The organism is Rhodococcus sp. AD45-ID (genome assembly GCF_003023755.1).
Taxonomy (GTDB): domain Bacteria; phylum Actinomycetota; class Actinomycetes; order Mycobacteriales; family Mycobacteriaceae; genus Rhodococcus_F; species Rhodococcus_F globerula.
On sequence record NZ_PYHL01000002.1, the window covers coordinates 212,266 to 237,809 of the forward strand.

General features: G+C 63.8%; 18 protein-coding genes and 4 tRNA genes. 10 read left to right on the forward strand and 12 right to left on the reverse strand.

Annotated elements, in window-relative coordinates; translation table 11 throughout:
* The first annotated feature begins 12 nt into the window (after positions 1 to 12).
* The 4 genes from C7T36_RS17130 to rdgB all read left to right on the forward strand — a co-directional run bounded on the left by C7T36_RS17130 (position 13) and on the right by rdgB (position 2,960).
* Positions 13 to 672, forward strand: coding sequence for a rhomboid family intramembrane serine protease (locus C7T36_RS17130; protein ID WP_033232731.1), 660 nt, complete (start codon positions 13 to 15; stop codon positions 670 to 672).
* Between the two features lie 96 nt (positions 673 to 768).
* Positions 769 to 1,527, forward strand: a complete 759-nt coding sequence (locus tag C7T36_RS17135; protein ID WP_045066892.1) for a cyclic nucleotide-degrading phosphodiesterase — start codon at positions 769 to 771, stop codon at positions 1,525 to 1,527.
* Positions 1,528 to 1,562: 35 nt separating this feature from the next.
* Positions 1,563 to 2,348, forward strand: coding sequence for a ribonuclease PH (gene rph, locus C7T36_RS17140; protein ID WP_033232735.1), 786 nt, complete (start codon positions 1,563 to 1,565; stop codon positions 2,346 to 2,348).
* 3 nt (positions 2,349 to 2,351) lie between these two features.
* On the forward strand, positions 2,352 to 2,960 hold the full coding sequence (gene rdgB, locus C7T36_RS17145; protein ID WP_045066893.1) for an RdgB/HAM1 family non-canonical purine NTP pyrophosphatase: 609 nt from the start codon (positions 2,352 to 2,354) through the stop codon (positions 2,958 to 2,960).
* A 62-nt stretch (positions 2,961 to 3,022) separates the two neighbouring features.
* Here the strand turns inward: rdgB and C7T36_RS17150 are convergent, their stop codons facing one another.
* From C7T36_RS17150 to C7T36_RS17165, 4 genes are all read right to left on the reverse strand, one after another.
* A complete protein-coding gene (locus tag C7T36_RS17150; protein WP_045066894.1) occupies positions 3,023 to 3,418 on the reverse strand; it encodes a DUF3817 domain-containing protein in 396 nt (131 codons plus the stop codon).
* Entirely contained in the window at positions 3,415 to 3,822 is a 408-nt protein-coding gene (locus tag C7T36_RS17155) for a glucitol operon activator (RefSeq protein WP_033233158.1), read from the reverse strand. The genes C7T36_RS17150 and C7T36_RS17155 overlap by 4 nt, the downstream gene beginning before the upstream one ends.
* A 122-nt stretch (positions 3,823 to 3,944) precedes the next feature.
* Positions 3,945 to 4,026 (reverse strand) — tRNA-Leu (locus tag C7T36_RS17160).
* 49 nt (positions 4,027 to 4,075) lie between these two features.
* A complete protein-coding gene (locus C7T36_RS17165) occupies positions 4,076 to 4,765 on the reverse strand; it encodes a hypothetical protein (protein ID WP_045066895.1) in 690 nt (229 codons plus the stop codon).
* A 418-nt stretch (positions 4,766 to 5,183) separates the two neighbouring features.
* Between C7T36_RS17165 and C7T36_RS17170 the strand changes: the two genes are divergently transcribed.
* Positions 5,184 to 14,489, forward strand: coding sequence for a type I polyketide synthase (locus C7T36_RS17170; RefSeq protein ID WP_045066896.1), 9,306 nt, complete (start codon positions 5,184 to 5,186; stop codon positions 14,487 to 14,489).
* An 11-nt stretch (positions 14,490 to 14,500) separates the two neighbouring features.
* Entirely contained in the window at positions 14,501 to 14,893 is a 393-nt protein-coding gene (locus C7T36_RS17175; RefSeq protein WP_033232742.1) for a holo-ACP synthase, read from the forward strand.
* Between the two features lie 13 nt (positions 14,894 to 14,906).
* Here C7T36_RS17175 and C7T36_RS17180 read toward each other — a convergent pair whose 3' ends face one another.
* Positions 14,907 to 15,629: a TetR family transcriptional regulator gene (locus C7T36_RS17180; RefSeq protein ID WP_033232744.1), complete on the reverse strand. Its 723-nt coding sequence runs from the start codon at positions 15,627 to 15,629 to the stop codon at positions 14,907 to 14,909.
* 199 nt (positions 15,630 to 15,828) lie between these two features.
* Here C7T36_RS17180 and C7T36_RS17185 point away from each other — a divergent pair, with 199 nt between their 5' ends.
* The gene (locus tag C7T36_RS17185) at positions 15,829 to 17,196 is read left to right on the forward strand and encodes a dipeptidase (RefSeq protein WP_045066897.1); all 1,368 of its coding nucleotides are present in this window, start codon (positions 15,829 to 15,831) and stop codon (positions 17,194 to 17,196) included.
* On the opposite strand, the gene bcp is transcribed toward C7T36_RS17185, so the two are convergent.
* On the reverse strand, positions 17,193 to 17,666 hold the full coding sequence (gene bcp, locus C7T36_RS17190) for a thioredoxin-dependent thiol peroxidase (RefSeq protein ID WP_045066898.1): 474 nt from the start codon (positions 17,664 to 17,666) through the stop codon (positions 17,193 to 17,195). The two genes, C7T36_RS17185 and bcp, sit on opposite strands and share 4 nt — an antisense overlap.
* A gap of 151 nt (positions 17,667 to 17,817) precedes the next feature.
* On the opposite strand from bcp, the gene C7T36_RS17195 reads away from it, so the two are divergent.
* Complete coding sequence (locus C7T36_RS17195) at positions 17,818 to 18,039, forward strand: DUF3618 domain-containing protein (protein WP_033232750.1); 222 nt, start codon at positions 17,818 to 17,820, stop codon at positions 18,037 to 18,039.
* A 64-nt stretch (positions 18,040 to 18,103) separates the two neighbouring features.
* Here C7T36_RS17195 and C7T36_RS17200 read toward each other — a convergent pair.
* The 3 genes from C7T36_RS17200 to C7T36_RS17210 form a co-directional block, all read right to left on the reverse strand.
* A tRNA-Lys gene (locus tag C7T36_RS17200) sits at positions 18,104 to 18,176 on the reverse strand.
* A gap of 93 nt (positions 18,177 to 18,269) precedes the next feature.
* Positions 18,270 to 19,691 (reverse strand): amidase, encoded by a 1,422-nt coding sequence (locus C7T36_RS17205; RefSeq protein ID WP_162487737.1) that lies wholly within the window; start codon positions 19,689 to 19,691, stop codon positions 18,270 to 18,272.
* 95 nt (positions 19,692 to 19,786) lie between these two features.
* Positions 19,787 to 19,859, reverse strand: a tRNA-Lys gene (locus C7T36_RS17210).
* 267 nt (positions 19,860 to 20,126) lie between these two features.
* On the opposite strand from C7T36_RS17210, the gene C7T36_RS17215 reads away from it, so the two are divergent.
* Positions 20,127 to 21,341 (forward strand): Ig-like domain-containing protein, encoded by a 1,215-nt coding sequence (locus tag C7T36_RS17215; protein ID WP_045066900.1) that lies wholly within the window; start codon positions 20,127 to 20,129, stop codon positions 21,339 to 21,341.
* Between the two features lie 137 nt (positions 21,342 to 21,478).
* Here C7T36_RS17215 and C7T36_RS17220 read toward each other — a convergent pair.
* Together C7T36_RS17220 and orn are read right to left on the reverse strand one after the other, a co-directional pair.
* Positions 21,479 to 21,551 (reverse strand) — tRNA-His (locus tag C7T36_RS17220).
* Between the two features lie 84 nt (positions 21,552 to 21,635).
* Positions 21,636 to 22,235 carry an oligoribonuclease gene (gene orn, locus C7T36_RS17225; RefSeq protein WP_072782550.1) on the reverse strand — a complete coding sequence of 200 codons (600 nt, stop codon included), beginning with the start codon at positions 22,233 to 22,235 and terminating at the stop codon, positions 21,636 to 21,638.
* 99 nt (positions 22,236 to 22,334) lie between these two features.
* Here orn and C7T36_RS17230 point away from each other — a divergent pair, with 99 nt between their 5' ends.
* Positions 22,335 to 24,080 (forward strand): helicase HerA-like domain-containing protein, encoded by a 1,746-nt coding sequence (locus C7T36_RS17230; protein WP_045066901.1) that lies wholly within the window; start codon positions 22,335 to 22,337, stop codon positions 24,078 to 24,080.
* Between the two features lie 20 nt (positions 24,081 to 24,100).
* Here the strand turns inward: C7T36_RS17230 and lysA are convergent, their stop codons facing one another.
* Positions 24,101 to 25,444, reverse strand: coding sequence for a diaminopimelate decarboxylase (gene lysA / locus C7T36_RS17235; protein ID WP_045066902.1), 1,344 nt, complete (start codon positions 25,442 to 25,444; stop codon positions 24,101 to 24,103).
* Positions 25,445 to 25,544: the final 100 nt, after the last annotated feature.

A 25,544-nucleotide genomic window follows, 5' to 3' on the forward strand; every position in this document is an offset into this window, starting at 1 on the left:
AGGACGCACGCGATGACGATGGATTTCAACAGTCCTGATTTCGGTTCACGGGCACCGGTTCCCGCGCCGAAACCGCCGTCGGTGTGGAAGCAGTCCGCGGTGCTGGTCGGCGGATTTGTACTAGCGCTGTACGTCATCGAGATCATCGACGTCATTTCCGGTCAGAACGTCCAGAACGCCGGAGTCTCACCGCGAACGCTCGACGGTTTGTGGGGCATCCTGTTTGCACCCGTGTTGCACGACGACTGGGCACACTTGATCGCGAACACCATCCCCGTACTGATACTCGGCTATCTCGTTCTGGTGTCTGGTATATCGAGAGGGTTGGCTGCGACCGGAATCATCTGGGTGATCGGCGGGGTCGGAACGTGGCTCGTTGCCGGAGCGAATACCAATCACGTCGGGGCGTCGGTGCTGATCTTCGGGTGGGTGACCTACCTGTTGACGCGTGGATTCTTCACCCGGAGTTTCGGCCAGATTCTGATCGGCGTTGTTGTCTTCGTGATCTACGGCGGAGTCCTGTGGGGCGTGGTGCCCAGCACGCCGGGTGTCTCGTGGCAGGGGCATTTGTTCGGTGCGGTCGGCGGCGTCGTAGCGGCGTGGGCACTCTCCTCCGGTGATCGAGCGAACCGCGCCGGCGCTACAACACCTGCCCGACCAGCAACTTTCTGATCGGACGTGGGTCACACCCCACCGGCGGTGTGACTTCGACTCGCCAAAACGACCGGGAGCTTTTTTGTTAATGGGTCGACGTGGCAGCATGACCTTATGCGCATGACCGTCCTGGGGTGTTCCGGCAGCGTCTCGGGGCCGGATTCACCGGCTTCGGGTTACCTGCTCACAGCGCCGGGTACCCCGCCGCTCGTCATAGATTTCGGTCCCGGAGTGCTCGGGGCTCTGCAGCGGTACGCGGACCCAGGGGACGCAACGATTCTGCTCTCACATCTGCACGCCGATCACTGCCTCGACATGCCGAGCCTGCTCGTGTGGCGTCGCTATCATCCGAACCGCCCCGAGGGGCGAGCGTTGGTGTACGGCCCGACAGACACGGCGTGCAGGATCGGAACGTCGTCCGCCGAGTGCGCGGGGGAGATGGACGATATTTCCGACACCATCGATCTGAAGTTGTGGGCGGAGAACGAACCCGTCACCTTCGGTGAACTGACCGTCGTGGCAAGCCGCATGAATCATCCGCCCGAGGCGTACGGATTCCGGATCACGGACGCCGACGGAAGGATTCTCGTGTACACCGGCGATACCGGAATGTGTGACAACGTCGTCGAGCTTGCTCGTGGAGCCGACATCCTCCTTTCCGAGGCGTCGTGGACGGACAGTCCTGATCGGCCGGAAGGTATTCACCTGTCCGGCAAGGAAGCCGGCCGGATCGCGACGTTGGCCGGAGTGAAGGAACTACTCCTCACCCACATCCCGCCGTGGACGTCCAGGGAGGACGTCATCGCCGAAGCGAAATCCGAGTTCGCAGGGCCGGTTCACGCTGTGTCCGCGGGAAGCGTCTACGACATCTGACGTGTTGCCTGGGGTGGGACGCTAGGCTCACGAAGGTGACTACACGAGAAGACGGCAGGGCGGACGACGAACTTCGCCCGATCAAGATCACCCGCGGGTTCACCAGCCATCCAGCCGGCTCGGTTCTGGTCGAGTTCGGAAACACCCGAGTAATGTGCACGGCCAGCGTCGAAGAGGGTGTTCCGCGGTGGCGCAAGGGTTCCGGGCTCGGTTGGCTCACCGCCGAATATGCGATGCTGCCCGCAGCTACGCATACCCGCAGTGGACGTGAATCCGTCAAGGGCAAGGTCGGTGGCCGCACCCAGGAGATCAGCCGGCTCATCGGTCGATCCCTTCGGGCCTGCATCGACCTCGCGGCCATCGGCGAGAACACCATTGCTCTGGACTGCGACGTCCTGCAGGCAGATGGTGGCACCCGTACCGCCGCCGTGACGGGGGCGTACGTAGCTCTCGTCGACGCGGTGACGTATCTTCGCGCTGCCAATCTGCTGAGCGACCCTCAGCCCATCTCGTGCGGCATCGCGGCCGTCAGCGTCGGCGTCGTCGACGGACGAGTGCGCCTCGATCTGCCGTACGAAGAGGATTCGCGTGCCGAGGTCGACATGAACGTCGTCGCCACCGATACCGGCACCTTGGTGGAAATCCAGGGCACCGGCGAAGGTGCCACGTTCCCGCGCTCGACCCTGGACAAGCTTCTCGACTCCGCGCTGGCGGGCTGTGAGCAGCTGTTCGAGATCCAGCGTCAGGCATTGGCGGAGCCGTATCCGGGTGTGTTGCCCGAACCCAAGAACCCGGAACCCAAGAAGAAGTTCGGTGCCTGAGCTGTGAGCGTACGAGTACTGGTAGCAAGTAGAAATGCCAAGAAGCTGAAGGAACTCCATCGCGTTCTCGACGCGGCCGGTGTGAGCGGAATCGAACTGGTCGGGCTCGATGAGGTGCCGCCGTTTCCGGAAGCGCCCGAGACCGGTGCGACATTCGAAGAAAATGCGCTCGCGAAGGCTCGTGACGGAGCCGCTGCCACCGGAATGCCGTGTATCGCAGACGATTCCGGTGTCGAGATTGATGCGCTGAACGGGATGCCCGGCGTGTTGTCTGCCCGCTGGTCCGGTACCCACGGAAACGACGGCGCCAACACTGCGCTGGTGCTCGCTCAGTTGGGTGACGTGCCCGACGAACGGCGCGGCGCGGCCTTTGTCTCGGCCTGCGCGCTGGTGATCCCCGGCGGCGACGAGACCGTGGTCCGCGGTGAATGGCGCGGCGTCATCGGCTCGGAACCGGCAGGCGACGGCGGATTCGGTTACGACCCGATCTTCCGCCCAGACGGTGACACCCGCTCGGCGGCGGAACTGACTCCGGCCGAGAAGGACGCGGCCTCGCATCGCGGGAGAGCGCTGGTGCAGCTGGTGCCCGCACTGGCGGCACTGGCCGACTGATCGCACACACGAGAAAAGGCCCTGAACGTGAATGACGTTCAGGGCCTTTGCTTTACGGAGAATCAGAGGTTGTAGTCGCTCTTGACCTGGATAGTCCGCTTGTGTTCGAACACAAACGACAGGAACGGAATGGTGCCGGCCAGTGCCGTGGCAACCGTCGTGCCTGCCTTCCAGCGGGCCTTGATAGCCAGGTCGACTGTGAACACCAGGTACAGCATGTAGAACAGCCCGTGAATCTGGCCGATGTAGAACAGCCACGACGGAGCATCCGCGGAGTTTTCCAGGATGAGGTACTTGTAGACCATCTCACCGGTCAGGAACAGCAGCCACAGGCCGGTGATCCACGCCAGAACGCGGTAGCGAACAAGCGCAGAAGCAACTTTCTTCTGCTTCTCGGCCTGCGCCTTGGTGGCCTTGTCTGAGGTGGTAGCGGTGCTCGCTTCCGGGCCGGTACTCACGTAGTGCTCCTATCGGGCTCGCGAGCGGCGAGCTGCGCAAGGTAGTCGTTGTATTCGAGCATTTGGCGTGCTTCGGGGTCATCGGCATCGAGTTCCGCGTCGCCGAACTGTGCCCGGGGGCGTTGCGGCAGCAGATCGGCCGGAATCTCACGCGGCTCCGCTGCGGCTTCCTCGGCTTCGACCTCGTCCGGATCGGCATCCTCGAGCTGAACGAACTTGCGATATGCGTACACCACAAACGCGGCGAACAGTGGCCACTGCAACGCATAGCCGAGGTTCTGCCCGCTGCCGCCCACAGCTTCGAAGCGCTCCCACTGCCACCAGCCGAGCGACAAGCAGACCGCTGCTGACACAAGAACCAGCAGGATCAGCGCAGGTCGGCTTTTTGTAGGCTTCTTCGACACACTACGACGGTACCGCAGAGCTATAGTGCCGCGCCCTGCGATCTCCGACACGGTGTCGTAGATGCCAAAAAGCGCCAAAAAACAGAGCCCCACCGAAACGATCTCGATGGGGCTCTGCGTTGTGCGCGAGGGGGGACTTGAACCCCCACGTCCTGAGACACTGGAACCTAAATCCAGCGCGTCTGCCAATTCCGCCACTCGCGCGCGGAATTCACAGGATACGCGATTGCCGACCCGCCGGCGGACACGGCCCTCACATGGCTGGAACCGGGTCCGATTTTGCCGGTCGCCGTGGTTGTTCGGCGGTGCGTTGGTACCGCCACGCTGCGTGCGTGAGAGTTGTTGCGGGGACATCCAATTCTGCAGCCACTGCAGCGAGCAGTGATGTAGCCTCCACGCCGCCCAACGGTTCGGCGCTACCGGCTGCCTCGGTGGCAAAACGAGTCAGTAGTTCCACCGAATCGGGTGTGAGTGTGCCGGACAGGAACAGCAGCATGTCGAATGTGCGCGCTCCGAACCCTGGAACCGACATGATTGCCGCTCGATGCGCGTCGGTGTTGCCGATATCTGCACTTCCGGTGCATCCGACGGCAACCAGTGATGCGGCGCCCAGTGCGGCAGCCTCCGCTTTGGTGGAGTAGTTGCCCGGCACCCGCTGACGGTTACCGAGAATGACGGCCAGTTCGTCGCCGCGCTCCGCAAAGGCTGCCAGAGCGGAGAGGTTGTCCAGTGGTGCGTCTGACTGGCGGTGGTGACGCCACCGCGTGATGACGGCCCGCACGCCCGTCGTGGGTGTTCCGTACGCGGCGCGGGCCGAGAAGGCCGCGTCGAGGATGGCTGCTTCGGCCTCGTGTGCCCACCCGTCGGTCCAGTGCGGCCACGCGGACTGTGGCAGCTCGCGTGCGATGAAGTCGATGACGATTTTTGTGGTGTCGGTACCCATGATTTCTCCCCCCGAGAAAGTTGTCCGATCGGACGCGCTGAACCTAGCGCGCGAGTCCGACAGGTTTTGGGGTGAAAGGCACGCGATGGGCCAACCGTCAAGAGGGTAACGATTTGGTAACGATAAATATGAGGAGTTCCTCAGGTTTGTGGAAATCGGAGTAACAGTCCCTGGCAGCGCGTTTGCGACCTACTCGCGAGTCACTTTCTCGACATCCCGTGAGGAAGATCACCGCGTGGAAAGTCCTGTATTTCGAGCCGTCAGCAAACGTGAGGAAATCCTCATGATCCTGTGTCAGCCTTAACGTGCACGGCAGGCGCAGACATGCCGATTCTTTCGGTCGAGTTGCAGAACGTGCGCCCCGGGCAGACCCACAATTCCCACCTCGCCGCAGAGGTGACCAGGAGAGGACGTACGCGTGACGATCGATGACACGACACCTACAGGAAACGGACGCGACTCGAAGGATGGACGCCGCGTCGGCGTCGACGGGGGAGCCTCCCGCACGAACAGTAAAGGTGCCCTCGTCGATTCACTGAACAACGGATTGCCGTACGCCCTTGCCTTCGGTGGACAGGGCGCCCCGTGGCTCAGCACGCTCGAAGAACTCAGCCGCGACAACGGCCTCGAGCCGATTCTCACCGACTTGGTCAACGACGCAGCAGCGCGCCTCGCTCCGCTCGCGCAGGATCTTGTGGTGGTGCGCCCGATCGGATTCGATCCGGTCGCGTGGATTCTCGAAGCCGAGATCGTTGACGAAGAAGAAGGTGAGAAGCCGGCAGGTCCCTCTGCTGCAGCACTCACCGCAGCACCCGTTTCGCTCCCCGGCGTCTTCCTCACGCAACTTGCGGCGTTGCGTGCGCTGACTGCGCAGGGTCTCGATATTGCAGCGCATCCGCCCGTGTCCGTCATCGGACATTCGCAGGGCGTGCTCGCGACTGCTGCAGTTGCAGCTGGTGGCAACGACGACGGCGAGCTTCTTGCTGTTGCTCAGCTCGTCGGCGCCGCAGCCAGCCTGGTCGGCCGTCGTCGCGGCATCATCGCGAGCGCGTCGGGCAAGCCGATGGTCGCCGTGTCCAACGTCGATCCCGAGCGCCTCGCCGCGATTGTCGCCGAACTTGCCGAGACCACGACGGACAATCGTGCAGCAGTCCTCGCTATTCGCAACGGACGCCGCCGTGTTGTCCTCGCCGGACCGCCCGCTCAGCTGGCCCGCGTGCAGGAACATTGCGAGCAGCTCGAGGCGAACGAAGCCCGCGAGCGTGATGGAAAGAAGCGTGGCGGTTCGGTCTTCGCTCCCACCTTCGACGCCCTCGACACCGAAATCGGTTTCCACCACCCGGCGCTCGCCGACGCAGTCGACCTGGTCGGCAGCTGGGCAGCGCGCTGCGGCCTCGACGCAGATCGCGCCAGCGCACTTGCGCAGGCCATTCTGGTCGACCCGGTCAACTGGGTGCAGGCAGTGAATGGTGCCATCGACGCCGGCGCGCAGTGGATTCTCGATCTCGGACCCAGCGACCAGCTGACCCGTATGACGTCGTCCTCGCTGCGTGGGCAGGGTGTTGGCATCATCGCCGCGTCCACCCGCGGTGGACATCGCAACTTGCTCACCCCCGGTGCTGCGCCTGAGGTCTCACCTTCGTGGTCCGAATTCGCGCCCAAGCCTGTAGCGCTTCCCGGCGGCCGCATCGGCGTCGAGACGGCCTTCACGAAGCTCACGGGTCGCTCACCGATCCTGTTGGCCGGCATGACTCCGACCACGGTTGACGCCAAGATCGTTGCCGCTGCTGCCAATGCCGGTCACTGGGCCGAGCTTGCCGGTGGCGGACAGGTCACCGAAGAGATCTTCGAAGACCGTGTCGCGGAACTGAAGATGCTCCTCGAGCCGGGCCGCGCGGTCCAGTTCAACTCGCTGTTCCTCGATCCGTACCTGTGGAAGCTGCAGCTCGGTGGCAAGCGCCTCGTGCAGCGCGCTCGTACTGCCGGTGCTCCCATCGACGGCGTTATCGTCACCGCCGGTATCCCGGAACTCGAAGAGGCCGTTGCGCTTATCGAAGAGCTGTCCGAGATCGGCATCACCAACATCGCATTCAAGCCGGGCACCGTGGCGCAGATCCGTTCCGTGATCCGCATTGCCAACGAGGTTCCGAACTTCCCCGTCATCGTTCACATCGAAGGTGGCCGCGCCGGTGGACACCACTCGTGGGAAGACCTCGACGACCTGCTCCTCGACACGTACGCCGAGCTGCGTACGCGTTCGAACCTGATCATCTGCGTCGGCGGCGGCATCGGAACACCCGAGCGCGCAGCCGATTACCTGACCGGCCGCTGGTCTGTCGGAGCCGGCTTCCCGGCAATGCCCGTCGACGGCATCCTCGTCGGCACGGCAGCCATGGCGACGCTGGAGGCCACCACGTCTCCCGAGGTCAAGCAGCTCCTCGTCGACACACCGGGTACTCCGGACTGGGTAGGTGCGGGCACTGCCGAAGGTGGAATGGCTTCGGGCCGTAGCCAGCTCGGTGCCGACATCCACGAGATCGACAACGCTGCGTCGCGCACCGGACGCCTCCTCGACGAGGTCGCCGGCGATGCCGACGCCGTTGCCGAGCGCCGCGACGAGATCATCGCAGCACTCGACGTCACCGCCAAGCCGTACTTCGGTGACATCGAGACCATGACGTACGCGCAGTGGCTGCGTCGTTACCTCGAGCTGACCGTCGGTATCGACGCGGCCAAGGAATTCGACTGTGGCGCAGACCTTCAGGACGCTATCGCCGAGGCAACGACGAGCCCGTGGCTCGACATCACCTGGCGTGCTCGCTTCGGCGAGATGCTCCAGCGCACCGAGGCTCGTCTGCACCCCGTCGACCGCGGCCCCATCCCGACCCTGTTCGGCGATGCCGAGACCCTCGAGCGTCCCGAAGCTGCGATTTGCGCACTGCAGGCGTCGTACCCGGACTACACGAGCACGGTTCTGCATCCCGCAGACGTCTCGTTCTTCATCTCGCTGTGCAAGACGCCGGGCAAGCCGGTCAACTTCGTTCCCGTCGTCGACGGTGACGTGCGCCGCTGGTGGCGCAGTGACTCCCTGTGGCAGGCACACGATCCGCGGTACACCGCAGATCAGGTGTGCGTCATCCCCGGCACCGTTGCCGTTGCCGGCATCACGCGTGTCGACGAGCCCGTCGGTGACCTGCTCGATCGTTTCGAGAAGGCCACGTACGACGAATTGGTTGCTGCCGGAACCACTCCGGTTGTCCTCGCGAGCCGTCGCCACCAGGATTCCGCTCCCGGTCTGCTCGACGCCGTTCTGTCGGCACCGGATCTCCAGTGGGCCGGCCGCCTGACCCAGAACCCGGTACGTCGTCTCGGCGACCTCGAAGAGTGGAGTGCCGAGTCCGTTGACAAGGCTGTTCACGCCTCGACCGGATCGAGCCTGACGGTTGTCGACGAGACTCACGTCCTGCTCTCGGTTCCGCTGGTGGCAGACAAGTCGGTCGACATCACGATCACCATTCCCAGCTCCGTTGTCGACGGCGGCGCCCCGGTCGTCACCGAGGCCGACGCTGAAGCCGCGATGTCCGCACTGTTGGCAGTTGCTGCAGGACAGGAACTGCCGACAGTCAAGAACGGCAAGGCCCGCCTCAACGTCGCGTGGGTTCCCGATCGCATCGCCGATCACGCCGGTGTCACCGGTTCGGGTCTGCCCGCCACGCTCAGTGTCAGCGGCAAGGCTGTTCCGGACGTCGTCGTCGGAGCATGCTGGCCTGCAGTGTTCGCAGTCCTCGGCGCAGCCAAGCTCGATAGTCTTTCCGTTATCGAAGGCATGCTCGACCTGGTCCACCTCGACCACACCGTCGACTTTGTCGGTGAGCTGCCCTCCGAGACAAGCATTCTCGTGGTCAATGCCGAGGTCGCCTCGGTTCTCGACACCGACCTCGGTCGCGTCGTCGAGGTCAAGGTCGAGGTCGGTGCCATGCTCGGCGAGGGCCTCGACGCCCCCGCAGTCGTCACCATGAGTGAGCGTTTCGCGATCCGCGGACGCACCGGCGCTGGCGAACTCGCCGACCCGGCTCGCGCCGGTGGATCGATCAGCGATGCGGCTGTCGACACCTCGCGTCGTCGTCGCCGTGACGCGAAGATCCTCGCGCCGGTCAGCATGGGTGCGTTCGCTCAGGTTTCCGGTGACCACAACCCGATTCACACCTCCGACAACGCCGCTCTGCTGGCCGGTCTCGGAACCCCGATCGTGCACGGCATGTGGCTCTCCGCCGCTGCGCAGCAGGTAGTCACCGCAGTCGACCCCAGCGAGACCCGCACGCCGCCGCGTCGCCTGACCGCGTGGACCGCTCGTTTCCTCGGAATGGTCCGCCCCGGCGCCGAGATCGACGTCCGCGTCGATCGCATCGGTATCGATCAGGGTGCCGAGATCGTCGAGGTCGGTTGCCGGATCGATGGTGACCTGGTCATGGTTGCCACGGGACGCACTGCTGCACCGAAGACGATCTACGCCTTCCCCGGCCAGGGCATCCAGCGTCCGGGCATGGGCCTAGACGCCCGCGCTCGCTCGAAGGCTGCGCGCGACGTCTGGGAGCGTGCGGACAAGCACACCCGCAAGGCGCTCGGATTCTCGATTCTTGCTGTGGTGCGCGACAACCCGGTCACCGTCAAGGCCCGCGGCGTCGAGCACAAGCACCCGGACGGTGTTCTGCACCTGACGCAGTTCACCCAGGTCGCGATGGCTGTTCTCGGTGTAGCCCAGGTTGCCGAACTGCGCGAGTCCGGCACCTTCATCGAAGGCTCGTTCCTCGCCGGTCACTCGGTGGGTGAGTACAACGCACTCGCCGCTGTTGCCGAGGTCTTCCCGCTCGAAGCACTTCTCGAGGTTGTCTTCCAGCGCGGATCCGCGATGCACCAGTTGGTTCCCCGTGACGCAGCGGGCCGTTCCGACTACCGCATGGCTGCCATCCGCCCGTCGCAGATCGGTGTGTCCGACGACGACGTGCAGGACTTTGTCGCCGGTGTTGCCGAGGCGTCCGGTGAGTTCCTCGAAATCGTCAACCTGAACCTGCGCGGCAGCCAGTACGCCATCGCCGGATCCGTTGCCGGCCTCGACGCACTCGAGGTCGAGATCGATCGTCTCCGTGCGGAATTCGGTGGCAAGCGCGCCTACATCCAGGTTCCCGGCATCGACGTGCCGTTCCACTCCACCGTCCTTCGTGGCGGCGTGGCGGACTTCCGCGTATGCCTGCAGGACTTGCTCCCGCACGACATCGATCCGGACATCCTTATCGGCCGCTACATCCCGAACCTCGTTCCGAGGCTCTTCTCGCTGAGCCGCGACTTCGTTCAGGAAATCGCCGACCTGGTGCCGTCGGAGCAGCTGCAGGAAGTCCTTGCTGACTTCGACAGCTACGCAACGCGCAGCCACGAACTGTCCCGGATCATCCTGATCGAGCTGCTGGCGTGGCAGTTCGCCAGCCCGGTCCGCTGGATCGAGACCCAGGATCTGCTGTTCAGTGACGAGTCCGAAGGTGGACTCGGTGTCGAGCGCTTTGTCGAGGTCGGCCTCGGCGCTGCCCCGACCGTCGCGAATCTCGCATCGCAGACCCTCAAGCTTCCGGGCCGCTTCGGCTACCCGGTCGAGGTCCTGAACATCGAGCGTGAAGCTGCGATCGTTTACGGCACGGATGTCGATCCGGCCGCTGCCGACGATGACGACGAGGCGGAAGCACCCGCTGCCACTCCGGCGGCTGCCGCTGCCGCACCGGTTGCTGCCGCTCCGGCTGCCTCCTCGGGCGGACCGCGTCCGGACGACATCACCTTCAAGGCGCCAGACGCCACCAAGGTTCTGATCAGCCTGTGGACCAAGCTGCGTCCCGATCAGGTCGGCCCCGCCGACACGATCGAGGCACTGTGCGACGGTGTGTCCTCACGTCGTAACCAGCTTCTGGTCGACCTCGGATCCGAGTTGTCGCTCGGTGCCATCGACGGTGCGGCGGATGCCGACATGGGCTCGCTCGCAGCCACTGTCGACAAGCTGGCCCGTACGTACAAGCCGTTCGGACCGGTACTTTCCGATTCGATCAATGATCACCTGCGTAAGGTCTTCGGCCCCTCGGGCAAGCGTCCCGGCTACATCGCCGATCGTGTCAAGAAGGTCTGGGAACTCGGCGACGGTTGGGCGCACCACGTCACCGCAGCGGTAGCGCTCGGTACCCGTGACGGTGCCAGCATCCGCGGCGGCGACCTCGGCGGCCTGACCTCCGGCGCTCTGGCCGACGCAGTAGCAGTCGACGCCGTCATCGACAGCGCCGTTGCTTCGGTTGCCTCCGCTCGCGGCACCAGCGTTTCGCTGCCGGCAACCGGTGGTGGCGGCGGTGGAACCGTCGACGCAGCCGCTCTGGGTGAGTTCACCGAGAACATCACGGGCCGCAACGGCGTTCTGGCTTCGGCCGCCCGCCTCGTGCTCGAGCAGCTCGGACTCAGCGAAGAGGCTCCGGCAGCAACGGTCGAGGACACCGAACTGGTCGACCTGGTCTCGGCTGAACTCGGTTCCGACTGGCCGCGTCTGGTTGCTCCGGCATTCGACGCTCAGAAGGCGGTACTGCTCGACGACCGTTGGGCAAGTGCGCGTGAGGATCTCGCTCGCATCTGGCTCGGCAGTGAGACTCTGTCGGTCGAGAACTTCATCGGTGCCGGTTCCACCGTTGCCGCACAGGCAAAGTGGTGGGCCACCCGCGCCACCGACGAAGGTCGCACGACGCTGGCCGAGGTCTACACCCGCATCGCTGATGCGGCCGTGACTGCAGAATCCGACGCACCTGAGTGGGCCGGCGAGGTCGCAGTCGTGACCGGAGCCAGCAAGGGTTCGATCGCAGCAGCGGTCACGGGCAAGCTCCTGGCCGGTGGCGCAACGGTATTCGTCACCACGTCACGTCTCGACGGCTCGCGTCTCGGCTTCTACCGTGACCTGTACCGCGAGAACGCTCGTGCCGGTGCCGCTCTCTGGGTGGTTCCTGCCAACATGGCGTCGTACACCGACGTCGACGCACTGATCGACTGGATCGGCAACGAGGCCACCGAAAATGCCGGTGGCGCAAAGAAGCTGATCAAGCCGGCTATGACGCCGACGATGCTCTTCCCGTTCGCGGCTCCTCGCGTCGGCGGAGAACTCTCCGACGCCGGCGCTCGCGCCGAAATGGAAATGCGCGTGCTGCTGTGGTCGGTGGAGCGCCTGATCGGTGGTCTGTCGAAGATCGGTTACGACAGCGACGTCGACACGCATCTGCACGTGGTCCTGCCCGGTTCGCCGAACCGCGGAACGTTCGGTGGTGACGGTGCATACGGTGAGGCCAAGGCTTCGCTGATCGCCGTGGTCAACCGCTGGAAGGCCGAGCGCAACTGGGCCGAGCGAGTCACGTTGGCACACGCCGTCATCGGCTGGGTCCGCGGAACCGGTCTGATGGGTCACAACGATCCGATCGTCGACGCTGTCGAAGCTGCCGGTGTCCGTACCTGGTCCACCCAGGAAATGGCAACCGAACTGCTGAAGACGGCTACCGCGCAGTCGCGTCGTAGCGCAGCCAAGGCTCCGCTCGAGGTCGACCTGACCGGTGGACTTGCGGAGGCGAACCTCGACCTGGGCGCCCTCGCCAAGGAAGCCGCCGCGACTGCAGAGATCGCCGAGGCAGTCGACGAAGCAGTCGACGAGAACACCATCCTCGCGCTGTCCGCACCGGCACGCATCGATGCCTCGATCAAGGCTCCGAGCTGGCCCGAACTCGATGTCACTCCCGCGGACCTCGTGGTCATCGTGGGCGCCGGAGAGCTCGGCCCCTACGGTTCCTCGCGTACCCGCTTCGAGATGGAGGTCGACGAGCAGCTCTCTGCCGCAGGCGTTCTCGAATTGGCGTGGAACACCGGACTGATCGTCTGGGAGAACGACCCCAAGCCGGGTTGGTACGACGTCGAATCCGGCGATCTGGTGCCAGAGGCGGAAATCGCCGACAAGTACCACGACGCAGTTGTCGAGCGGTGCGGCATCCGTCGCTACGTCGACGAAGGCCAGATGATCGACAACACCGCACCGCTGCTCACCTCCGTGTTCCTGGACAAGGATCTGAGCTTCGTGGTCGGCAGCGAGGCAGAGGCTCAGGCCTTCGTCGAATCCGATCCCGAGAACACAGTGGCGTCGGTTTCGGCCGAGTCCGGTGACTGGACGGTCACGCGCCGCGCCGGCACCGAGATCCGTGTTCCGCGCAAGATGAAGCTGACCCGCAGTGTCGGCGGCCAGATTCCGACCAACTTCGACGTCACGAAGTGGGGCATCCCCGCCGACATGGCCGATTCGGTCGACCGCGTCGGACTGTGGAACATCGTTGCGACCGTGGACGCATTCCTCACGGGCGGCTTCACTCCGAGCGAACTGCTGCGTTGGGTTCACCCGAGCCTGGTGGCGAACACGCAGGGCACCGGCATGGGCGGCATGACGTCCATGAGGAGCCTGTACATCGACACGCTGCTCGGCGAGAACCGTCCCAACGACATCCTGCAGGAAGCTCTGCCGAATGTTATTGCGGCGCACGTCGTTCAGTCGTACGTCGGTGGCTACGGCGCGATGGTTCACCCCGTCGCGGCCTGCGCAACGGCAGCCGTGTCCGTCGAAGAGGGCGTCGACAAGATCCGATTGGGCAAGGCCCAGTTGGTTGTTGCCGGTGGATTCGACGACCTGAGCGCGGAAGGCATCATCGGCTTCGGTGACATGTCGGCCACGGCCAAGACGTCGGACATGCACGCCAAGGGCATCGAGGATCGCCGCTTCTCGCGGGCAAACGATCGCCGGCGCGGCGGCTTCGTCGAGTCCGCCGGTGGTGGCACGATCCTGCTCGCTCGCGGTGACCTGGCACTGGAAATGGGCTTGCCCGTTCTCGGCGTTGTCGCCTGGGCCGGATCGTTCGCAGACGGTGTCCACACGTCGATCCCGGCTCCGGGAATCGGCGCACTGGGTGCCGGACGCGGCGGAGCGGATTCGCAGCTCGCACTCTCGCTCAACGCCCTCGGCGTCAGCGCGGACGACATCGCGGTCATCTCCAAGCACGACACGTCCACCGCGGCAAACGATCCCAACGAGGCAGAACTGCACGAGCGTCTCGCCGGGGCTTTGGGTCGCAGTGACGGTGCTCCGATGTTCGTGGTGTCGCAGAAGAGCCTGACCGGCCACGCCAAGGGCGGCGCAGCTGCCTTCCAGCTGATCGGTCTGTGCCAGGTGCTCAGCCAGGGCGTCATCCCGCCGAACCGCAGCCTCGACTGCGTCGACGACAAGATGGCCGAGTTCGAGCACCTCGTGTGGGCACGTCAGCCGCTCAAGTTCGGTGAGCAGCTCCCGCTGCGCGCCGGCCTGCTGACCAGCCTGGGCTTCGGTCACGTCTCCGGACTGATCGCCGTCGTTCACCCGCAGGCATTTGTCGAGTCGGTGCCCGCCGACAAGCGTGCGGACTATGTTGCAGCCGCACAGCAGCGCACCATCGACGGTCAGCGTCGCCTCGCCAAGGCGATGTGCGGTGGCGACAGCCTGTACGAGCGTCCCGCCGATCGTCGTCTCGGCGCCGACGGAACGCCCGCAAAGGCGTCGCGTCAGCTCGAAGCGGATGTTCTCCTCAGCGAGAACGCACGCCTGGGTGAAGATCAGCGTTACCGCTCGAATCTGCCTGGCTGCAAGTAGATAATCGCAGGATGGGAGTTCTGGGTATCGGTTTCGACCTCGTCACGGTGTCGGAGTTCGCCGAGCAACTGAAACGGCCGGGAACGGCTATGCTCGACAACTTCACACCGGGTGAGCGTCGGGATTCCAATACTCGGAGTTCCGATCCGGCAAGACATTTCGCGGCCCGGTGGGCGGCGAAGGAAGCAGTGATCAAAGCGTGGTCCACTGCTCTCTTCGCCAGCCCGCCGGTGCTGGGGGAGATGATCCACAATCAAATCGAAGTCGTCTCCGACGCGTGGGGGCGGCCCAGCATCAGATTGCGGGGCGACGTCGCGAAACACCTCACCGACGTGAAGATTCACATTTCGCTGACGCACGACGGAGACATGGCCGGCGCATTTGCCGTGATCGAATCGACTTAGGGTCGAGCTGGCGTCAGCCCTCGTAGTCGGCTGTGCCGCGGCCCTTCAATCGAGATTCCTTCTCCGCCACCAGAAGATACGCACCCATCAGACGCTTGAGTTCCACTACGGCGTCGGCGTGGCTCTGGCCGTCCTGCACGGAGAAATTCAGCATCGAATACACCACGTGCACAAGCACTTCCGCCATCATCATGCGGCGATCCCGCGGTGAGCGCGGTGTGAGCGGACCTAGCATCTTGGCGACGGTTTCCGCGAACTGCTTCTCGTGAATGACACCGGTTGCCCGCGTGGACGGCGTGGACTGCATTGCCAACCACACCTCGCGGCGCGACGGATCGGACGTCCAGAGTCCGGCCATGTGGTCGACAAAACTGTTGAGGAACCGCAGCCAATCGAGTGACGGTACCTCACCGCCGAACTGCGCCAGTTCGTGTTGCACCCCCACGAGGTCCTGACGGTTCAATTCGCACACGATGACGTACTTGTTGGCGAAGAACTGATACAGCGTCCCGATGGGAACGTCAGCGCGCGCCGCGACCTCTTCGCACGTGAACGATTCGAAACCGACGTCGGTGAGAAGTTCGCGAGAGGCGGCGAGAAGAGCATCGAACTTGCGCTGGCTTCGTTCCTGCGTCGGACGTTTGCGTGGAAGCAGTTCCTGAGGTGCGTCGCTCTGAGAATTTTCGAGTGCGGGGTCCGGCCGACGGCGTACGCGGTTGCGGGTAGAGGGCTGCACAGATTCGAGGCTATCGGCATCTGCAGCAGAATTTGGCGCTTGTGGAATATCCGGGCTCACCGAAAGATCACCCGACCGACTGCTGGAAATCCGACGACGTTGCCACTCTTCGATACTAGGGGACCGAAGGTGCGCTGCAGGAGAGGGTTGCTCATCGGTGATTCGGGCACACTGGAGTCGGCGAGAAAAGGAGACCAAAATGGCCGAACAGTTGCGAGCCGCAGTACGCGAGCTCATGCCCCGCGCGCACGAGGATCTGACGCGGTTGGTTGCGTTGCGGTCGGTCGCGGATGCGCGGCAATTCCCGCCGGAAGAATGTGCGGCAGCTGCCGCCTGGGTGGTTGGCGCGTTCCGCGAACAGGGATTTGCGGACGCCGAGGCGGTCGAGACGTCGGACGGTTCCGCTGCGGTAATCGGATTTCGGCCTGGCCCAGCGGATGCCCCGACCGTTCTCCTGTACTGCCACTACGACGTTCAACCGCCCGGAGACGAAGAGCTTTGGAATTCGCCACCTTTCACGCTGACCGAGCGCGACGGACGGTGGTACGGGCGAGGCGCGTCGGATTGCAAGGGCAACCTCGTCATGCACCTGACCGCACTCCGAGCGCTCGCAGCAGCCGGGCAGGCGCCGGCTGTCAACCTGCGAATCGTCGCCGAAGGCTCGGAGGAGATGGGCACCGGAGGCCTCGAAGACCTGCTGCGGCAGCGCCCCGAACTGTTCGACGCCGATGTCATGCTGATCGCCGATACCGGCAACACCGCAGTGGGGGAGCCCACGATCACGACGTCATTGCGCGGTATCGCCAATGTGGTCGTCCACGTCTCGGCGCTCGAAGGTGAGGTGCACTCCGGGGTGTTCGGCGGCCCGGCGCCCGACGCGATGACCGCGTTGGTGCAGATGCTGGCAACCCTGCACGACGAAGAAGGCAACACCACCGTCGACGGTCTTGTCAGCGATCAGCACTGGAATGGCGTCGAGTACGACGACACACAATTCCGCGGCGATGCGGGAGTCCTCGAAGGGGTCGATCTGGTCGGCTCGGGTTCTGTGGCCGACCAGGTGTGGGCGCGGCCGGCGCTCACGATCTTGGGGATCGACTGCCCGCCCGTGGTCGGCTCGGCTGCGGCAATTACGCCACGAGCTTCCGCACGGTTGAACCTGCGCGTTCCACCCGGCACGGATCCCGCCGAGGCCCAGGACTTGCTGATCGGGCATCTGCTGGCTGCGGCGCCGTGGGGCGTGCGGGTGAGCGTGGACCCGGAGGCGACGGGAATGCCGTTCGGTGCTTCCACGGGTGGGCCGGGATTCAAGCAGCTCACAGCGGCTCTGAGTGCGGCGTACGGCGCCGAAGTCGGATTTGCCGGACAGGGAGGCTCGATTCCCCTGTGTAGCGCGCTGGCGGAGCAGTTCCCCGACGCGGAGATCGCGTTGATCGGCGTCGAGGAACCGCAGTGCCGCATCCATGCCCCGAACGAGAGCGTCGACCCGTCGGAGATCGAGAATCTCGCGTACGCGGAAGCCCTGTTTTTGAGTCGGTTCGAGTCTCGAGCCGGTTCGAGTAGCTAGACGGACAGGTCGCGTCGCAACTTGGCGACGTGACCGGTGGCCCGGACGTTGTACTGGGCAACCTCGATCTTTCCCTCTTCGTCGACGAGGAAGGTGGATCGGATGACACCCTGGACGGTCTTGCCGTACATCTTCTTCTCGCCGAACGCGCCCCAGGCCTCCAGCGTCGCCTTGTCCGGATCGGAGAGCAGCGGAAAGGTCAGCTCCTCGTTGTCGCGGAACTTGGCGAGCTTGGCGGGCTTGTCCGGCGAGATACCGATGACGTCGAGGCCCGCCCCGTTCAATTCGGCGAGGTTGTCGCGGAAGTCGCAGGCCTGCTTGGTGCAGCCCGGCGTGCTGGCCGCCGGGTAGAAGTACACGATGACCTTGCGGCCTCGGTAGTCGTGCAACGAAACTTCGTTGCCTTCGGCGTCGGGGAGCGTGAAATCCGGCGCGATATCGCCGGCAGACAATCTACTGTTCTCGGTCACGGGAATCGAGGTTAGTCGAGAAATTGCGCGCCAGGTGGGCGCGCGGGCAATCTGCTCCTCTACGGTAGAACCAGGTGTCGACGCCTTGCGTCTGCACGGACGTAGCGGCAACGAACATCAAGCGACAGCACACAGACAAGTTGGAGGACACGTGCCCAGGGACACCGAGAGCATCGAGCGCGAGATCGAGAAGGCGCGTAACCAGCTCGCGAGCACACTCGACGAACTGACGGTACGGACCAACCCGAAGCGGCTGGTCGAGAACACCAAGAAGACGGTGCTCGCCAAGCTCAACGAGCCGAACGTGAAGTACGCGTTGATCGCCGTGGGATCCGTTGTCGGACTCCTGGTCATTCGCAAGATCATTCGCTGATCACCGAACGGCGTCGGACATGAAGAAGGCCCCCATCTCGATGAGATGGGGGCCTTCTTGCAAGTGCGCCCACAGGGACTCGAACCCCGGACCCAGTGATTAAGAGTCACTTGCTCTACCAACTGAGCTATAGGCGCTCGCTCTTGCGAGACAGAACACTAGCCGACGGGCTCCTCAGTTTGCAAAACGCGTCGTCGTAATCGTGACGGCAGTTACATCGCACGTGTCTTTCAGGCCTGCGGCGGACGGGAATTCGTCCACCCGATCCGACCCTCCAGCTGATGTGCGAGCGACAAAATTGTCAGCTCGCCGTTCGGTCGCGACACCAGTTGGACGCTGAGGGGGAGCCCGTCGGTCGAAAATCCCGCCGGAACGGCCGCCGCCGGATTGCCGCACACATTCCAGATCGAGCAGTACGCCGCGATCGGCAAAGCCTTGCGGACGGCGGACAGCAGTCCTGTGCCCTCGAGTTGACCGATCCGCCGCGGCAAGGCGGGTGTGGTCGGCATCAGCACTATGTCATACGTGTCGAAAACTTGGTTGACGGTGTGCGCGATCCGTTGGCCACGCCGGTACGCCGCCCGGCCGACGCGCCGGGGCGACGCGATTCTTCCGATCGAAGACAGTGCGCGAGTTCGCTTTTCGAGAAGATCGGGCCGATCGACGCGCAAAGCTTCGTCGCGTACGCCGCCGAGTACCTGGGGGAGGAACGACGCCGTTGCATCGGGGTATCGGGGATCATGTTCGTCGACGTGGTGCCCCAACGCGCTCAACATTTCTGCGACCGCACGAACCCCGGCAACCACTTCGGGCGCCGGCGTGACGCCGCGCACGGGGCAGCGGGTGGACACGGCAATACGGAGGGGGTGCAGCGGGGACACCGCACCTTCGGTGAAGCGGGCCCCGAGTGGTTCGGCTCGGTAGTCGTCCACCGGTGTGGTGCCGATAATGGCGTCGTAGACGAGTGCGCTGTCCTCGACCGAGCGGGTAAGCGGGCCGAGCGTCCCGAGGCTGCGCCACAGGTTGCCGTTCGGTGCGGTGCTTACTCGGCCGCGTTGCGCTTTCAGTCCGAACAATCCGCAGAATGCCGACGGAAGCCGGATGGAACCGCCGCCGTCGCCGCCGATTCCTGCGGCAACCATGCCCGACGCGACAGCTGCTGCCGTGCCGCCACTCGATCCTCCCGTGGATACTGTTGTGTTCCAGGGATTTCGGGTGTAGCCGTGCGCGGCGGTCTCGGTGAACGGCCAGATGCCGAACTCCGGCATCGTGGTTTTTCCGATGATGACTGCTCCGGCGTCGCGTAAGCGTCGTACCACCTCGGAGTCCGAATTCGCGATCCGAGTGACTGCAGCACCGCCGTAGGTGGTGGGTGTTCCGGCTACGTCGTTCTCGTCCTTGATCGCGATGGGCACGCCGTGCAGGAGACCGACAGGGTCGCCGGAGGCCTGGCGCTCGTCGAGTCGGGTGGCTTCGGCGATCGCTTCGTCGGCGAGGACGCGGGTGAAGGCGTTGAGTGTGGGATTGAGGCGTTCGATACGTCTGAGTGCATGTTCGGTCAATTCACGAGCCGACAGTTGGCCGCTGCGGATCAGTTCGGCTTGACCGACGACACCGGCAAATGCGACTTCCGAATCGGGCAGATCAGTCATGGCTCGCTCCATTTTGTCGGGTTCGCTGGAGTGTATTCGCCGCCCGGACACAAAAAAGATCCCCACCGTGTTTCCACGATGGGGATCTTTGCAAGTGCGCCCACAGGGACTCGAACCCCGGACCCAGTGATTAAGAGTCACTTGCTCTACCAACTGAGCTATAGGCGCTCGCTCTTGCGAGACAGAACATTAGCCGAACCGTTCCGTCGGGAGCAAATCGCCTGGTGGGCCGTCGTTGGACGGGTGGTTTCTGTGACATTGACCGAAATCGGTAACATTCCAATCGGTACGAAACGATTGATATTCGAACGTTACTCTTCGACGGGGTTTTCATGACCGTGAGTAACGACTGTGCCTGGCATCATTGACCTGGCGCAATTGCTGGTCGTTAACATGTGAAGCGGAGTCGAACAAATGAGTCGTCAGTGGTGGGGCATGTCCGTGCGTGGAGGGACAGGCCGAATCTCGAGGGGCGCCGCCATGGCCGCCGTGTCGTTGGGAGCGTTGGTTCTGGTGACCGCGTGCACGTCCAGTGGGGCTGCCGTGGACAACGAGGGCGCCGCGCCGATCGACTCCAACCCGTTGACCGAGCTCATCAAGCCGAAAGTCACCTCCACCGTCGCTGACGGCGCAATCGGTTTCTCCCCGGGCGATCCGGTCCGCATCGACGTTGCCGACGGCAGCCTGTCCGACGTTCGGATGGTCAACGCCGACGGTAAGACCGTTGCCGGCACCCTCGCGGCCGACGGAGCGTCGTGGGTGACCGCTGAACCCCTCGGCTACAACCGCAAGTACAAGATCGAGGCCCAGGCCTACGGATTGGGCGGCGCCAGCACCACGGTGACGTCGTTCACGACCAGCGCGCCCGGCAACCTCACCAAGCCGTACGTTATGCCCGGCGAGGGTTCCGTGGTCGGTATCGGCCAGCCGATCGCCGTGCAGTTCGACGAGAACATTCCGGATCGCAAGGCTGCCGAAGAGTCGATCACCGTCACGACGACGCCGGCTGTCGAAGGTGCTTTCTACTGGGTCAACAACCGCGAGGTTCGGTGGCGTCCGGAGGCGTACTGGGCGCCGGGCACCAAGGTTGACGTCAAGGTCAACGTCTACGGCCGCGATCTGGGCAAAGGCGTCTTCGGCCAGGAGGACGCCAAGACATCCTTCGACATCGGTGATTCCGTGATTGCCGTTGCCGACGACAACACGAAACAGGTCACTTTCCAGGTTAACGGTGAGACTGTCATGACCATGCCCACGTCGATGGGTAAGGACAGCACCCCCACCGACAACGGTGTCTACATCATCGGTGACAGGTTCGCGAACTTGGTCATGGACTCCTCGACGTACGGAGTGCCTGTCACTTCCGCTGACGGATACAAGACTCCGGTCGACTGGGCGACGCGAATGTCCTACAGCGGCATCTTCTTCCATTCAGCGCCGTGGTCTGTCGGGCAGCAGGGTTACTCCAACACCAGTCACGGCTGCCTCAACCTGAGCCCCGCCAATGCCAAGTGGGTGTACGACAACACCAAACGCGGCGACATCGTCATCGTGAAGAACACCGTCGGTGGCACGCTTTCGGGCACCGACGGCCTGGGGGACTGGAACATCCCGTGGAACGTGTGGAAGGCCGGTAACGCGGACGTCTGAGTGCGTCCCTGAAGTACTGAAACGTCAGAATGCCCCCAGCCGATCGGTTGGGGGCATTTTCGTTCGCAGTGGTGTTTGCGGACCCAACCAAAAGAACCCCCGGAAATATCTTTCGACATTTCCGGGGGTTCCCTTTGGGTGAGCGACGGGACTCGAACCCGCGACAGCCAGGATCACAACCTGGTGCTCTACCAACTGAACTACGCCCACCATTGCCTCGGCGACCGGTTTGACCCGGTTGCTTTGACGTAGAAGATACTAGCCTGAAAGTTGGCCAGGATGCCAATCGGCAGGTCAGGCAGGCCCGAGGCCCTCTACGACGGCTGCGATCTCTGCGCTGGACGGTCCGGGAGCGGGGACAAATGCGGTACTGCGGTAGTACTTGAGTTCGCGGATGGATTCCTTGATGTCGGCCAGGGCGCGGTGCGCGAGGCCTTTTTCGGGCTGGCCGAAGTAGATTCGCGGGTACCAGCGACGCGAGAGCTCCTTGATGGAGCTGACGTCGATCATCCGGTAGTGCAGGTAGGTGTCCAGCGCGCTCATGTCCCGCGAGATGAATCCGCGGTCGGTGGCAATGGAATTGCCCGCCAGGGGAGCGGTGCCGGCGACGGGCACGTGCTCACGGATGTAGGCGAGCACCTCCTTTTCTGCCTCGGCAAGCGTGACCGTCGACTTGCGAACTTCTTCGGTCAGACCCGATTTGGCGTGCATCTTCTTCACGACGTCCGGCATTGCGGCCAGCGCGTCGTCGTCGGCGTGGATGACGATGTCCACGCCTTCGCCCAAGATGTTCAATTCGCTGTCGGTTACCAGAGCCGCAATCTCGATGAGTTTGTCCGACTCCAGCCGCAGCCCGGTCATTTCACAATCGATCCATACCAATTTGTCCTGCACCAGGAACACAGTAGTGGGCGCGGCCGGAAGGATAAGGTCTGCGGTGACATCTCGACGCGCGTAGATCTTCTTTTGTAGTGCAAATGAGGAGGGCCTTGTATGACCGTGGATCCCAAGGACGGCGCTGTTTCACTGACGCCGGCCGAGAAGGCGAAAGTGGCCAAGGCCGCTGCTGCCGAAGCTGCTCGGGTTGCGGCCGAGGCCGCACAGGCCGCTGAGGACGCTGAGCGTGAGGCTCTCGCCGCAGAGAGTGCTGCTGCGCAAGGCGCAGCCACGCCCCCGGCTCCATCGGGTGCTGCAGCCGAGATCGCCGCGGGCTATTCGTCGGAGGGGCGGGCGCTGGAGCTGGGGTCGATTGTTGTCGACGGAGTGGCAGATCCGGCAGCCCGGGTGCGTATTCCCTTGGCCACCGTCAACCGTCACGGCTTGATTGCCGGTGCAACCGGTACGGGCAAGACCAAGACGTTGCAGGGCATCGCGGAACAGCTCTCCGCCGCGGGTGTGCCCGTCGTGATGGCGGATGTGAAGGGTGATCTCTCGGGATTGTCCAAAGCGGGGGAGAGCAACGACAAGATCACCGCTCGGGCAATCGAGACGGGTGACGACTCCTGGACTCCGTCCGGTATGCCCGTCGAATTTCTGTCGCTGGGAACCGGCGGGATCGGGATTCCGGTCCGCGCCACCATCACGAGTTTCGGGCCGATCCTGCTCAGTAAGGTGCTGGGGCTCAACGAGACTCAGGAGTCCACGCTCGGATTGATTTTCCACTGGGCGGATACTCAGGGCCTGGCGTTGTTGGATCTCAAGGACTTGCGTTCGGTCATCGCGCACCTCACCAGTGCCGAAGGCAAGGCAGATCTGAAGGGAATCGGCGGCGTGTCAACGGCCACGGCTGGGGTCATCCTGCGCTCGCTGGTCAATCTCGAGGCCGACGGTGGTGACACCTTCTTCGGTGAACCGGAACTCGAAACCGAGGACCTGCTGCGGGTTGTCGGTGGCGCCGGCGTCATCACACTCTTCGAACTCGGCGCGCAGGCCGCGCGTCCGGCGATGTTCTCCACGTTCCTGATGTGGGTGCTGGCCGACCTGTTCCAGACCCTGCCGGAAGAAGGGGACTTGGAGAAACCCAAGTTGGTCTTCATCTTCGACGAGGCCCATCTGTTGTTCGCCGACGCGTCGAAGGCTTTCCTTCAGCAAGTCGAGCAGACCGTGAAGTTGATTCGCTCCAAGGGTGTCGGTGTGTTCTTCTGCACGCAGTTGCCCACCGACATCCCCAATTCTGTTTTGTCGCAACTGGGAGCCAGGGTGCAGCACGCTCTGCGTGCGTTCACTCCGGACGATCAGAAGGCGCTCAACAAGACGGTCCGCACGTACCCGAAGACGGAGCATTACGACCTCGAGAAGGCACTCACGTCGTTGGGAACCGGCGAGGCCATCGTGACCGTCCTCTCGGAGAAGGGTGCGCCGACACCGGTGGCCTGGACCAAGATTCGTCCGCCTCGCTCCCTGATGGACACGATCGGCAACGACGCCATCACAGCCGCGGCGGCGTCGAGTCCGCTCCACCAGAAGTACGGTCAGACGATCGATCGCGAATCGGCGTACGAGAGGCTGACGGCCAAGGTGGCCGGGGCGCCAACGGCAGACCCGTCGCTGGATCTGCCGCCGTTACCGGATCTGTCGCAGTTTCCGCCGCCGCCACCGGTCGAGCCGGAGGGTCCCAACATCGCCGAGCAGATTCTCGGCAATTCTGCGGTCAAGAGCTTCCTCAAATCGGCGGCATCTGCTGCCGGTCGGGAAATCTCGCGCAGTATCTTCGGAACCGGTAGCCGCCGTAGGCGCTGACGATTCGACGCCCGCGAGTGTCAGATGCCGACCTCGCGGGCGAGTAGGTCGTTGATCGATTCGCGTCGGATCAATGGTCGTGCGACGCCACCGAGCACGGCAATCACCGGCGGACGGCACACACTGTTGTAGGTGGATGCCATGCTGTGGTGATAGGCGCCGGTACACGGCACTCCCAACAGATCGCCCTCGTGAAGGTCTGCGGGAAGTTGTATGCCGACGGAAATTTCGTCTCCCGATTCGCAATGCCGCCCCACGACGGTCACTTCCTCGAGCGGCGCATTCGAATGTCGGTTGACCAATTCGACGTCGTAGCGACTGTTGTACAACGACACTCGCGGATTGTCGCTCATGCCGCCGTCGACGGAGACAAATGTCCTGCCGCCGCTGATGGTCTTGATGTTCGCCACGCGGTACAGCGTGACACCGGCCCGAGCGGCGATGGCCCGGCCGGGTTCGAGGACGATTTCGGGGCGAGGAAAGCGATTTCGGGTGCAGGCGTCATCGAGTGATTCGTCGATGACAATTGCCAGTCGAGTCAGGTCGAGTTGCGCGTCACCGGGGACGTACGGGATTCCGTGCCCGCCCCCGAGATCGAGTTCGGTGAGGATGATCCCGTGAGAACGACGTATGTCGTCCATTTGCGCGATCATCGTATTGATCCCGGAGCGGAAATGTTCGGGATCGGTGATCTGCGAACCGAGATGGCAATGGAGGCCGATAAGTTGGAGGTGAGGCGCTGCGCTGACGGCGGCAACCGCACGATCCAATTCTTCGGAGAATGCCGGCAGGCCGAACTTCTGGTCGACGATGCCGGTGGCCACTGCCTTGTGTCCGTGAATGTCGATACCGGGCGTGACTCGGATCAGTACTTTCTGCGGCTGGGTGCAGACCGAGGCCAGTCGTAGTGCTTCGCTGTGGGAGTCGAGAACTATCCGCCCGACACCCGCGTTGACGGCTACTCTCAGCTCTGCGACAGATTTGGCGTTGCCGTGCAGGATGATTCGTGCCGGGTCCACACCCGCTGTCAGTGCGATGGTGAGTTCGCCGGCCGAGCAGACGTCTACCCCGAGCCCCTCGTCGGAGACCCATTTTGCCATCGCTCGAATCATGAGAGCCTTGCCCGCGTACACGATTTCCGCGTCGGGGAAGATCTCGCGATACATCCGGCAGCGGTGGCGCACGTCGGCCTCGTCGACGACATAGGTGGGGGTTCCGTACTGGTCGGCGATCTCTTCGAGGGAGACGTCGCCGATGCAGATGCGTCCGCTCTGATCGTGGCGAGTGCTGATGGGCCACAAAGCCGGATCCAAGCGCGGTGTCATCGCGCTGCGTAGGGACGGGAAGATGTCGAGAAGCGTCACGTCGATCTCCTGAGGGTGACCCGCTCGGTGCGGGGCTACCAACAGATCTACTCCGGAAAAGTGCCGGTGGACCTTGTCTTGACGGGTATTTGACGGGGAT